This is a genomic window from Agrococcus sp. AC640b (assembly GCF_979255995.1).
In genome coordinates, this window is sequence record NZ_CEEDMM010000027.1 from 1 (window position 1) to 11996 (window position 11996).

At 71.9% G+C, this 11996-nt stretch carries 11 protein-coding genes; 6 read left to right on the top strand and 5 right to left on the bottom strand.

Annotated elements, in window-relative coordinates; translation table 11 throughout:
* Nucleotides 1-80: 80 nt before the first annotated feature.
* Entirely contained in the window at nt 81-3089 is a 3009-nt protein-coding gene (locus ACZ6H8_RS11320; protein ID WP_464146937.1) for a cytochrome P450, read from the bottom strand.
* A 214-nt stretch (nt 3090-3303) separates the two neighbouring features.
* On the opposite strand from ACZ6H8_RS11320, the gene ACZ6H8_RS11325 reads away from it, so the two are divergent.
* Entirely contained in the window at nt 3304-4161 is an 858-nt protein-coding gene (locus tag ACZ6H8_RS11325) for a LysR family transcriptional regulator (RefSeq protein ID WP_464146938.1), read from the top strand.
* A gap of 72 nt (nt 4162-4233) precedes the next feature.
* Nucleotides 4234-4725 (top strand): HtaA domain-containing protein, encoded by a 492-nt coding sequence (locus ACZ6H8_RS11330; RefSeq protein ID WP_464146939.1) that lies wholly within the window; start codon nt 4234-4236, stop codon nt 4723-4725.
* A gap of 15 nt (nt 4726-4740) precedes the next feature.
* On the opposite strand, the gene ACZ6H8_RS11335 is transcribed toward ACZ6H8_RS11330, so the two are convergent.
* The 3 genes from ACZ6H8_RS11335 to ACZ6H8_RS11345 all read right to left on the bottom strand — a co-directional run bounded on the left by ACZ6H8_RS11335 (nt 4741) and on the right by ACZ6H8_RS11345 (nt 6348).
* Nucleotides 4741-5013 carry a DUF1905 domain-containing protein gene (locus ACZ6H8_RS11335; protein WP_464146940.1) on the bottom strand — a complete coding sequence of 91 codons (273 nt, stop codon included), beginning with the start codon at nt 5011-5013 and terminating at the stop codon, nt 4741-4743.
* Between the two features lie 45 nt (nt 5014-5058).
* Nucleotides 5059-5313, bottom strand: a complete 255-nt coding sequence (locus ACZ6H8_RS11340; RefSeq protein WP_464146941.1) for a hypothetical protein — start codon at nt 5311-5313, stop codon at nt 5059-5061.
* A 78-nt stretch (nt 5314-5391) separates the two neighbouring features.
* Complete coding sequence (locus ACZ6H8_RS11345) at nt 5392-6348, bottom strand: sugar-binding transcriptional regulator (protein WP_464146942.1); 957 nt, start codon at nt 6346-6348, stop codon at nt 5392-5394.
* Nucleotides 6349-6570: 222 nt separating this feature from the next.
* Between ACZ6H8_RS11345 and ACZ6H8_RS11350 the strand changes: the two genes are divergently transcribed.
* From ACZ6H8_RS11350 to ACZ6H8_RS11365, 4 genes are all read left to right on the top strand, one after another.
* A complete protein-coding gene (locus ACZ6H8_RS11350; protein ID WP_464146943.1) occupies nt 6571-8004 on the top strand; it encodes a sulfatase family protein in 1434 nt (477 codons plus the stop codon).
* Nucleotides 8005-8065: 61 nt separating this feature from the next.
* Complete coding sequence (locus ACZ6H8_RS11355) at nt 8066-9055, top strand: Bug family tripartite tricarboxylate transporter substrate binding protein (protein ID WP_464146944.1); 990 nt, start codon at nt 8066-8068, stop codon at nt 9053-9055.
* Nucleotides 9048-9572, top strand: a complete 525-nt coding sequence (locus ACZ6H8_RS11360; protein ID WP_464146945.1) for a tripartite tricarboxylate transporter TctB family protein — start codon at nt 9048-9050, stop codon at nt 9570-9572. The genes ACZ6H8_RS11355 and ACZ6H8_RS11360 overlap by 8 nt, the downstream gene beginning before the upstream one ends.
* Before the next feature lie 45 nt (nt 9573-9617).
* Nucleotides 9618-11120 carry a tripartite tricarboxylate transporter permease gene (locus tag ACZ6H8_RS11365; protein ID WP_464146946.1) on the top strand — a complete coding sequence of 501 codons (1503 nt, stop codon included), beginning with the start codon at nt 9618-9620 and terminating at the stop codon, nt 11118-11120.
* A gap of 58 nt (nt 11121-11178) precedes the next feature.
* Here the strand turns inward: ACZ6H8_RS11365 and ACZ6H8_RS11370 are convergent, their stop codons facing one another.
* Nucleotides 11179-11949: an SDR family NAD(P)-dependent oxidoreductase gene (locus tag ACZ6H8_RS11370; protein ID WP_464146947.1), complete on the bottom strand. Its 771-nt coding sequence runs from the start codon at nt 11947-11949 to the stop codon at nt 11179-11181.
* Between the last annotated feature and the right edge of the window lie 47 nt (nt 11950-11996).

Consider the following 11996-nt stretch of genomic DNA (forward strand, 5'->3'; position numbering starts at 1 on the left):
GGCTCCTGCTCGCCTCCCCGACCGCTCCTCGAGGTGCGAGCGCAGCGAGCCTCGAGAGGAGCACCACCTCACCCCGCACGTCAGCGACCGGCGGAAGGCACACCCACCCGCAGCTCGTCGGAGGCGAGCACGCCGTCCGCCCACTCGCGGGCGACGTCGCCCGCATCGAGCGGCCCCGCCGCGTCATGCCTGCCGTACTCGCCGATCCGCGTCGCACCGCACGCGGCGAGCGCCTCGTCGACGAGCTCGGAGCCGCGCGAGTACGTCTTCGCGTAGCTCTTGTCGCCCATGCCGAGCACCGCGTAGCGCAGACCCGACAGGTCCGCCCCGCCCTGCAGCAGCGCCGCGTGGAACGGCCGCGCCGACGTCGGCACCTCCCCGTCGCCGTACGTCGCGCAGACGACGAGATGCAGGCGCGACGCGTCGAGCGTCTCCGGCGTCGCATCGGCGAGGTCGACGACCTCGACCTCCGCGCGACCCGCGAGATGCTGCGCGAGGTCCTCGGCGACGAGCTCCGCCCCTCCCGACTCGGTGCCGAACAGGATCGTCACGGGCACGCCCCCGCCCTCGTCCGGCGCCACCTCCGCGACGACGTCGGGCAGGCCGATGGATGCGTCTGCCGCTGCGGCGAGCATCGCCTCGACGGAGCGCAGCTTCGCGCGCCGGCGACCGGCGGCGGCCGCGGTCGTCTCGACGTGGTCGATGCGGCGCCAGCCGTCGAAGTCGATCGACCCCGTCGGCGCAGCCACGCCGGCGCCGCCCGTCGCGACGGCACCGGATGCGAGGTCGTCGAGCACGAGCCCCGCGAGGCCCTTCGCGTCGGCGCGCTGGTCGGGGATCGTGCCGCGCGGTCCGCGGCGCAGCCAGCCTGCGACGTAGAGCCCGGGCTCGACGCGGCCGTCGGGGTGCGCGCCGGGCTCCACGAGGCATCCGGGGCCGGCGGCGAAGCCGATGGCGGTGACGACCGCGTCGGCCTCGAGCACCCGCTCGCCACCCGGCGTCGCGATGCGCACGCCCGCGACGTCGTCGACACCCTCGATCGCGAGCGGCGTCGCCTCGAACCACCAGTGCATGCGCACGCGCACGTCGCCCACCGCCTCGGCCGTGCGCGCCGCGAGCGCGCGCACGGCGTCGACGCGCGCATCCTTGCCGTCGGCGACGGCGCCAGGGCGCACGCCGTGCACGACGTGCTCGACGCCGCCGAGCAGTGCGAGCTCACGCACCATGACCGGGTCGAACCGCGCGGCCCCCGGTGCGGAGCGGCCCACGAGGTGCAGCTCGCGCACGGCGCCTGCGACTGCGGCGTGCACGGCGTCGTCGACGTCGGTGCCCTCGAGCTCGTGGTGCGCGCGGGCGACGAGCCTCGCCACGTCCATCGCGACGTTGCCGTGCCCGACGACGACGACGCGGGCGCCGAGCGCTGGCACGTCGGCCTCGTCGGGGTGACCGTTGAGCGCGCGCGTGAGCCGGCCGGCGCCGACGACGCCGGGCAGGTCGGCACCGGGGATCGTGAGCGCGGCATCGGCAGAGAGCCCCGTCGCGAGCACGACGACGTCGTACGCGGCGCGCAGGCCTGCGAGCCCGTCGGCGTCGACGGCGGCGTTGCCGACGAAGCGCACGCCCTCGTGCAGGAACAGGCGGTCGAACTGCTTCGCGACGGCCTTCGTGCCCTGGTGGTCGGCGGCGACGCCGTAGCGCACGAGCCCGTACGGCACGGGCAGACGGTCGAGCACGTCGAGCCGCGCCGCCGGCATCGCGCGGCGCAGCGCCTGCGCGCTGAAGCATCCGGCCGGGCCCGACCCGACGATCGCGACGCTGGGTGCGAGCGCGGGCGCTGCGGCGTCGCGGGCCGCGTCGAGGCCTTCTGCCGACGCGACGGGCGCCGCGGCGCCGGGCTCGGCCACCGCATCCCACGTCACGGGCATCGACAGCATGCCGCGGAACACCCATCCGCCGACCTCCGCAGGCCGATCGGCCACGAGGTCGAGGCCCCGCAGCCGCTCGAAGAGCATCGGCAGCGCGACGTCGGCGACGGCCGAGCGTGCCGCCCAGCTGCCGAGGCACACGTGCACGCCCTTCGAGAACGCCAGATGCGGCTTGACCTCACGGCGCACGTCGAACGCGTCGGCACGATCCCAGACGGCCTCGTCGCGGTTCGCGGAGAGGATGCAGATGCCGAGCCTCGCACCCTTCGGCAGCGTGACGCCCGCGAGCTCGACCTCGCGCGTCGTCTGCCGCGAGTAGAGGCCGATGGGCGAGATCCAGCGGATCGTCTCCTCGAACACCGTCGGCCACGGTGCGGCATCCGTCTCGATCATGCGGCGCTGCTCGGGATGCCGCAGCACCGCCCAGGCGGCGACGCCGAGCGCGTCGCGCGGCTCGTTGAGGCCACCGCCGATCGTCATCTTCACGTTCGCGCGGATGCGCTCGATCGGCATGCGGTAGTCGGGTATGCGGATGAGCTGCGAGATGAGCGACTGGTCGGGATGCCTCGCGTGCCACGCGAGCATCTCGTCGAGCGCCGCGTCGACCTCGTCGAACGACCGCTGCCCCTTCGCCCACACCTCGGGGTCGTCTGCGTAGTTGCCGGTCGCGTCGATGAGGGTCTGCGACCAGCGCTGCATGTCGGTCTGGTGCACGTTGTGGAACCCGAGCATCTCGCGCAGGTTCTCGGCGGCGAACGGGGCTGCGAAGTCCCAGATGAGGTCGGCCTCGCCCGGCCCCTTCGCGACCAGCTCGTCGAGGTAGCGGGCGGCGTTGCGCTCGAACACGCCTCGCCAGACGCGCTTGACGACGCCCGGGCGCAGGGTCGGCTGCCACGCCTTGCGCTCGGGGTAGTGCTCGGGGTCGTCGCGGCGCAGCATCGAGTGCCCCATGGCGCGGATCTGCAGCGACCCCTCCTCGTCGGCCGAGTACGTCTCCTGGTCGACCTCGGTCGCGTGGACCGCTGCGTAGGTGGTGATGAGGTAGCGGCCGACGGCGGGCACCCAGTGCACGCCGCCCTCGGCGCGGAGGCGCTCGTAGATGGGGAACGGGTCGCGGTAGAGGTCTGGGATCGTGACCCAGTCGGCGACGGGAGGGGTCGGCATCGTGGCGCTCGCTTCCTCGCGCGGCACCGTCGCCGCGCTGCTCTCATCCTCCGCGCCGCGCTTCTTCGTGAAAAGCGGAGAGATGCAGGGTGCTTCTGCGGTAGAACCGAGGAATGCATCCCGATCGGTCACTCGATTCCCGCGATGGGTCACTCGATGCGGCGAGACGGCACGGATCGCCGCATCGAGCGACCGATCGGCGAGGGGGCGCGCGATGAGCGCCGACTCCCCCATCCCCGACCTCACGCTGCGGCAGCTCGCGTACCTCGTGGCCGCAGCCGACGACGGCACGATCGCTGCCGCGGCCGCCAGGCTGCACGTGTCGGCGTCGGCGATCTCGGATGCGATCACCGAGCTCGAACGCTCGCTCGGCACGAGGCTCGCGGTGCGCAGGCGCGCGCACGGCATCACCCTCACGAGCGCGGGCGGCGAGCTCGTCGGCCCCATCACGCTCGCCTGCTATCCGACGCTCGCCCCCACCGTGCTGCCGCCGCTGCTCGCCGGCTTCGCAGCGCAGCATCCCCGCGTCGACCTGCACGTGATGGAGACGACGCAGGACGGCCTCGTGGGCCGCATCGAGTCGGGCGAGGTCGACGTCGCGTTCGTCTACGACCGTCTCGTGCCAGGCACGCCGCGCCGGGCGAGGCTCTTCGCGCTGCCCGCGCACGTGCTGCTCGCCGCCGACGACCCGCTCGCGGCGCGCGAGCGCATCCGCCTCGAGGACGTCGTCGACCGCGACCTCATCCTGCTCGACGCGCCGCCGTCGAAGGAGCACACCCTCAGCCTCTTCGCGGGCCGCGGGCTGACGCCGCGCGTCCGGCAGCGCGTCGGCTCGTACGAGTCGGTGCGCACGCTCGTGGGCCGCGGCATCGGCTACGGCATCCTCGTGCAGCGGCCGACCAATCCCGCGAGCTACGAGGGGTTCCCCGTCGTGCTGCGCGAGATCGAGCCCGCGGTGGATCCGGTGGGCATCGACGTGATCTGGTCGGCAGCGGTGGATCCGCCGGCTCGCGTGCGTGCGCTGGTCGACTTCGCGATGACGATCGCATGGCCGGTCGCCCCCGCGAGCTGACCGCGACATCCGCCTGCGAGGTGCGCTCGGCGCCCATGGGTCGCGCTCAGGCCCTGCGGATACGCTGAGTCGATGCCCGACTCCGAGCCGACGCCGGCCGACGCCGCCGCCACGCCCGCATTCGCTCCTGCAGCTGCGGGCAGCCTCGTGTGGCGCATCAAGTCGTCGCTCATCGCGTACGTGCGCAGCATGTCCGACGGCGAGGTGCTGCTCGACGACGGCGCGCTCGAGACGCCCGAGGGGTTCGCCTTCCCCGCGCTCGGCGCCGAGGGCGGCACCCTGCGCTTCGGCGGCTGCATCACGTTCCAGGGCCACAACGGCATGATGAACGTCGAGCTGTCGGAGCCGTCGCTCACGCCCGTCGGCGACGGGTGGCGCGTGGAGTTCTCGGATCCGGACGCCCCGACGGTGCGGCTGCACTTCGCCGACGTCGCCTCCGTCGTCGCCGGCCGCGACGGCACGCAGCACGGCACCGGCACGACGCTCGCAGCCGACGGTGCCGACCTGTTCTTCGGGCCGTACGAGCAGGGCACGCCCCTCGACGACCCGTACGTGCAGGGCTGAGCCCGCCGTCGTTCGTCAGCGCGGCGAGACGACGACGGTCACGGCGTCGCCGACGCCCTTGCCGAGCCGCTTCCGAACGGCTGCGCCGATCGACACCATGTGCCCGCCCGCGCCCGTCGGCATCGCGCCGACGTTCGGCAGCGGCACGTCGTCGACCTGCGCGTCGACGCGCACGGAACGGCCGGTGCCGAAGTGGTCGGCCGAGCCGGGGATCGCGACGCACGACCAGGTCTCGCCCTTGACGTCGACGCCGATGGTCGTCTCGAAGCGCAGCGCATCCCAGCCCATGCGATCACCGTAGACCGCGGAGGTGGCGACGGGCAGCGCAGTCCGTCAGGAGACGACCACTCCAGCGCCGACGCTCATGACGAGCAGGATGACGCCGACCGATCCCGCGACGACCGCGGCCACGGTGACGGGCCTCGGGATCGACTCGCCGCGCCGCAGCCGCATGAAGCGCACCACGAGCACGACGATCGCGAGCGCGACGACGACCGCCCCCAGCGCGCCCAGCGTCTGGAACACGGGCGTGAGGTCGGCGGTGAGCGGATCGGAGGGTCCGGCGTCGTCGCCTGCGAGGAACAGCATGGCTCCACCGTGCCCGCCTCGGCCGCAGCCCGCATCGCCTGGACGCGCGGGGCGGGGCTTGCTATGGGCCGGCGGGCGTCACTCGCCGAGCAACGCCCGCCCGAGCCCCTCGTCGACGATGAGCACGTCGACGAGCCCTGCGCGCACGGCAGCGCGCACGGCTCCCGGCCGATGCGCGCCGACGCACGTGGCGATGATGGTCGGGATCGACCGCAGCTGCGCGAGGTCGAGGCCGACGATCCGGTCGTCGACGCCGATGCCCTCCGGCAGCGGTCGCCCGTCGGCATCCATGACCCTGCCGGAGATGACGGCGGTCGCGCCCGCGGCCGCGATCGCGCGGACCACGTCGGTGGGCAGCAGCGGCAGGATCGTCGAGCCCTCCTGCGTCCAGTTGCCGATGCCGATGACGGCATGGTCGGCGCGCACCGAGCGCGCCATGACGTCGGCGATCTCCGGCGAGGCGAGCAGCGACGCCGCGATGTGGCCGTTCGGCGCCACGAGCGGCGCGTAGACGGGGTAGGCCATGCCTCCTGCCGTGCGCGCGACCTGTCGGATGACCTCCACCGAGCCGACGCGGTCTCCCGCGAACGTCAGGGCGCCGGCGAGCTGCACGACGTCGCAGCGCGGGAGGCGCTGGAGCCTGGCGGGCATGAGCTCGATGACGCGCGACCAGCCGAACGCGAGCGTCTCGCCGGGCCGGACCGCCTCGCCGAGGAAGCCCGCGAGCGCCTGCGCGACCGCCTCGACGTCGGCGTCGCGCTCCTGCGAGCGCGGCGTCGCGATCACGACCTGCTGGACGCCGAGCTCGGCAGCGAGCCTGTCGGCGAGCTCGTCGGCGCCGAGCGCATCCTCCACCCGGATCGTCACGAGGCCCTGCTCGCGGGCCTCGGCGAGCACCCGCGCGACCTGCCATCGACTGAGACCCGTGTCCTCGGCGATCTGCACCTTCGACCGATCCTCGAGGTAGTACGCGCGGGCCACCTCGAGCATCACGGCCCGGCCGACGGTCTCTGCGCGCCTTCGTGCGTCCACCATGCCGCTCACTATCGCACATATGAGCATTAGACGCACGCACCATTGCGCGATGGGCTGCATCGTGCCTATGCTCGCCTCCAGCAGATGAGCGTTGTTCCGACGCTCTTCTGTGCACCGCTCACCGCGGCGTCCGAGGGAGGACATCCGATGGCATCGACGTTCGAGGCCCGCTCCCCGCACGCCGCGGAGCGCCCCGCCCGACGAGCAGAGAGCAGCCCATCGATGCCCAGCGCACGCCCCAACGTCGTCTTCATCATCACCGACCAGCAGCGGTTCGACACCATCGCGGCGCTCGGCTACGAGCACGCCATCACCCCGAACCTCGACCGGCTGGTGCAGCGGGGCACGACGTTCACGCGCACCTACGTGACGGCGCCCTCGTGCGCACCGTCGCGGGCGAGCCTCTTCACGGGCATGTACCCGCACACGACGGGCGTGCTGAAGAACAACGACCCCTGGAACCACTCCTGGGTCGAGCGCCTGGCCGACTCCGGCTACCGCTGCGTCAACGTCGGCAAGATGCACACGTACCCGTACACGGCGAGCGTCGGCTTCCACGAGCGCCACGTCGTCGAGAACAAGGACCGCTCGAACCCCACGCTGCCGTTCTTCCTCGACGAGTGGGACAAGGCCTTCCACGCCCGGGGCCTCGTGAAGCCCGACCGTGCGACGAAGTACCGCGCGCTGCCCGACTACGCCGAGCGCCTCGGCGCGTTCGAGTGGGACTCCCCCGCCGAGCTGCACGTCGACACGTTCGTCGGCGACCTCGCCGCCCACTGGCTCGACGTGTACCCGGGCGACGAGCCCTTCTTCCTGCAGGTCGGCTTCCCAGGGCCGCACCCGCCCTACGACCCGACGACGGAGGCCATCGGCCGCTACGACGGCATCGCGATGCCCGCGGCGCACGACTCCGAGGAGGATCGGGCCAGCCAGCCCTACGCCGTCAAGGACATCCGTCGCGACAACCTCGAGGTCGACCACGACGGCATCGTGCACCTCGACCACCCCACGCCCGAGCAGGTCGACAGGCAGCGCCGCTACTACATGGCGAACGTGTCGATGATCGACGACCAGGTCGGCTCCATCCTCGACGCCCTCGAGCGCCGCGGCGTGCTCGACGAGACCGTCGTCATCTTCACCTCCGACCACGGCGACTGCCTCAACGACCACGGGCACATCCAGAAGTGGACGATGTACGAGCCGAGCGTGCGCGTGCCCGCGATCGTCGCAGGCCCCGGCATCGCAGCCGACCAGCGCTTCGATGGCCTCACGTCGCTGTTCGACCTCGGGCCGACGGTGCTCGAGCTCGCCCAGCTCGAGCCGCCGGAGTGGATGGAGGCACGCTCCCTGCTGCCCGCCCTGCGCGGCGAGGCGTTCGACGGGCGCGAGTTCGCCTTCTCGGAGCATGCCCGCGACATGGTCATCCAGAAGTCCGCGCTCATGACGATGGTGCGCGACGAGCGCTTCAAGCACATCGAGTTCGTCGACCACGAGGACGGGCAGCTCTTCGACCTCGACGCCGACCCGCACGAGATGCGCAACCTCTGGGACGACCCCGCGCACCGCGAGGTCCGCGACCGACTCTCGCGCACGATCGCCAGATGGCGCATCGAGAGCGATCTGCACACGGCCTCCTGGGCCGCCGCCTTCCGCTGATCGCCGCCCGGGCGACCAGCCGCACCCAGCACCACCAGCACGGATCACGAAGGAGTGACACATGGACACGCGAACCGGCAAGAAGGCCCTGAGCACCGCGGTGGCGATCGCCGCCGTCGCGGGACTCGCCACGGGATGCTCGTCTGCGGGCGGCGGCGACGCGGACGCCGCGCTCGACTGCAGCACGATCTCGATGATCGTTCCCTACGCTGCCGGCGGCAGCTCGGACGTCGTGGGCCGCGCGCTCGCCGACGCCGTCAGCACCGAGGAGGGCATCCGCGTCGAGGTCGTGAACCAGACGGGGGCCAACGGCACGGTCGCCGCGACGGAGGTCGCGACGCAGCAGCCCGACCCGTGCGAGGTCATCTACCTGCCGAACGGCCCGTTCACGTCGATGCCGTACTTCCAGGACATCGCATTCGAGCCCGCGGACTTCCGCGGCATCGCCGCCGTGAACGAGGAGCCGATCCTGCTGCTCGTCAACGCCGAGAGCGACTGGGAGAGCCTCGACGACCTGCGCGACGACGCCGACCGGCGCTTCACGTACGCGAGCTCCGGCACCGGCAGCTACACGCAGCTCGCCGTCGCGCAGACGTTCGTCGAGCTCGGCGCCGACGCCGAGGGCATCCCGTTCGACGGCTCCGCTCCTGCCATCACGGCGCTGCTGGGCGATCAGGTCGACGCGGTGGCCGTGCACCCGGGCGAGGCGCTGCAGTACCTCGAGTCCGACGACCTGCGCGCCCTCGCGGTCTTCAGCCCCGAGCCGCTCGACATCCTCCCCGACGTGCCCACCGCCATCGAGCAGGACGTCGACATCGACCTGTCGATCTTCAAGGCCGTCTACGCCAACGCCGAGATCGACGACGCTGCCGCCGCCGAGCTCGAGCGCATCTTCACGGATGCGGCCGCATCCGAGACGGTGGCGGGCGTGCTCGAGACGCTGTCGACCGAGCCGTCGAGCGTGCCGACCGACGAGCTCATCGCGACGCTCGAGGAGCAGTACGACGAGAACGGCACGGCGTTCGTCGAGCTGGGGTTCATCGATGGCTAGCACCGACGACGCGGCGCCCGGCCGGGGCGCAGCCCCGGTCGGCGACGCCGATGACCTCGACGTGCCCAGCGAGGCCGAGGAGCCGCAGCCGAGGCAGCGGGCGCTGAAGCCGATCGGCGCCGCCGTCTTCGTGCTCGTCGGCGTCGCCGCGGTCGTGTCGGCGATCGGCTTCGGCACCGGCACGTTCGACCGGCCAGGACCGGGTCTGTGGCCCGCGACGCTCGGTGCGGCCCTCGTCGTGAGCGCCGTGGTCTTCTTCGTCTTCAACAGGGACGGCAAGGAGGGCGCGTTCGGGCCCGAGGTCTGGAACGCGCTGATCGTCGTCGGCTCGATCGTCGCGTTCATCCTGCTGTTCGAGCACGTGAGCTTCCTCGTCGCCTCCGTCGTGCTCCTCGCGGGCTGCCAGATCGCCGCGGGCGCGAGGCGGTGGCTGCCGGTCGTCATCACGTGCGTCGCGGGCACCGCTGCCGCCTACGTGCTCTTCTTCATCGTGCTCGGGGTCACCACCCCGCGCTAGCGAGCCGTCGCCCGCGACGCTCGACGCAGCTCAGGCAAGGACACCATGGAAGACTTCCTGCTCGGCCTCACGACCGCCCTGACGTGGCAGAACCTGCTCGTCGTCGTCGTCGGCGTGCTCGTCGGCAACCTCATCGGCGTGCTGCCTGGACTCGGCTCCGCAGGCACGATCGCGCTCCTGCTGCCGATCACGTTCGCGATGCCGCCCGAGTCGGCGATCATCATGCTCGCCGGCATCTACTACGGCTCGGCGTACGGCGGCACGATCACGTCGGTGCTGCTGAAGATCCCTGGCGAGGCGACGACGATCGTCACGACGTTCGACGGCTACCAGATGGCCCGCAAGGGCCAGGGCGGCGTCGCGCTCGGCATCTCGGCGATCGGGTCGTTCATCGGCGGCACGATCGCGATCATCGGACTGCTGTTCCTCGCGGCGCCCATCGCAGAGCTCGCGCTCGGCTTCGGCCCGGCCGAGTACGCGCTGCTCGCCCTCACAGGCATCGTGCTCGTCGCCTACCTCGCGAACGGGGGCCTGCTGCGCGGGCTCGTCGTCGCTGCGCTCGGCCTGCTGCTCGCGACGATCGGCACCGACCCCATCGCAGGCACGCCGCGCTTCACGTTCGGCATCCCCGAGCTCGCGGGCGGCATCGAGTTCGCGGCCGTCGCGATGGGGCTCTTCGGCATCGGCGAGCTCATGCACACCATCGAGGAGGCGAGGCGCAACCCGTCGCGGTCGCTGCGCTACGGACGCGTGCTGCCGAACCGGGCGGAGCTGCGCCGCTCCGCAGGGCCGTTCGCACGCGGCTCGGTCGTCGGATTCCTGCTGGGCGTGCTGCCCGGCGGCGGCGCGACGATCGCATCCATGGCGTCGTACGGCATCGAGAAGCGGGTCTCGAGGACGCCGAGCATGTTCGGGCGCGGCGCCATCGAGGGCGTCGCCGGACCGGAGACGGCGAACAACGCGGCGGCGAACTCGTCGTTCATCCCGCTGCTGAGCCTGGGCATCCCGGCGAACACGACCATGGCGGTCATCTTCGGCGCATTGATGATCCAGGGCATCACGCCAGGGCCGCAGCTCGTGCAGACGAATCCCGAGCTGTTCTGGGGCGTCATCGTGTCGATGCTCATCGGCAACGTGGTGCTGCTCGCGCTCAACATCCCCCTCATCCACGTGTTCACGAGGCTGCTGAGCGCTCCGATGCGACTGCTCGGCCCGCTGACGCTGCTCGTGACGCTCGTGGGCGTGTACAGCATCAACGGCTCGATCTTCGACATGTGGGTCGCGCTCGCGTTCGGCGTGCTCGGCTACGTGATGAAGAAGTTCGGGTTCGAGGTCGCCCCGCTCGCGCTGGCGTTCGTGCTCGGCCCGTTGCTCGAGGCGAACCTGCGCCGCGGCCTGCTGCAGTCCGACGGCTCCTTCGCCATCTTCGCCACGAACCCCGTGTTCCTCGTGCTCGTCGTCGGCGCGGTGGCCTGGGGCGCGCTCGGCGTCGTCGCACGCAGACGGGCCGTTGCCGCGGAGCGCGACGCGGCGGACGTCCCCGGCTGACGCCCGTCGCACGTGCGATCGGCCGCTCCCGCGTCGGGAGCGGCCGTTCGCATGTGCCTCAGGAGGCGGCGATGCCCTCGTAGGCGCGCGAGGGCATCTGCGTCGCGAGCTTGCCGCCGCTCACGTCGACGAGGGTGCCCGTGATGTAGCCGGCGGCGTCGCTCGCGAGGAACACGAGCAGGTCGGCGACGTCGCTCGGACGCTCCCACCGTCGCAGCGTGAGGGTGTCGAGCAGTCGCGACTGCGCGGCCTCCGGCATCTCGGCGAAGCCGTTCATCGCCGTCGGGATCATGCCGGGCGCGTACGCGTTCACGGTGATGTCCCACGGGCCGAGCTCGCCGGCGAGCACGCGAGTGAGCTGCACGACGGCTGCCTTCGACGCACCGTAGGCTGCGGCGCCGATGCTGGGCACGATCGCTGCGAACGAGGCGGCGTTGATGATCCGCCCCCTGCCTGCCGCCTTCATCGTGGGGATCACGGCCTGCGCGAGCAGGAACGTGCCGAGCACGTTGACGTCGAACGCCGCCTTGAAGCGGGCGGGGTCGAGGGTCTCGACCGTGCCCTCCACGTTGATGCCCGCGTTGTTCACGAGCACGTCGATGCGGCCGAGGCTGTCGACGACCTCGTCGATCGCGGCTCGGACGGATGCGGGGTCGGTGACGTCGCACACGATCGCCCTCGCACCCTCGGGCAGCGGGTCGGCGTCGAATGCGAGATCGAGGGCGACGACGTGCGCGTGCTCGTCGACGAACCGCTCCACGATCGCGCGGCCGATGCCGCGGGCTCCTCCCGAGACGACGACGACCTGTCCGGCGAAGTCGATGAGCATGCTGTCCTCCAATAGTCCTACTATTGATGTCATCGTACGCGAGAGGA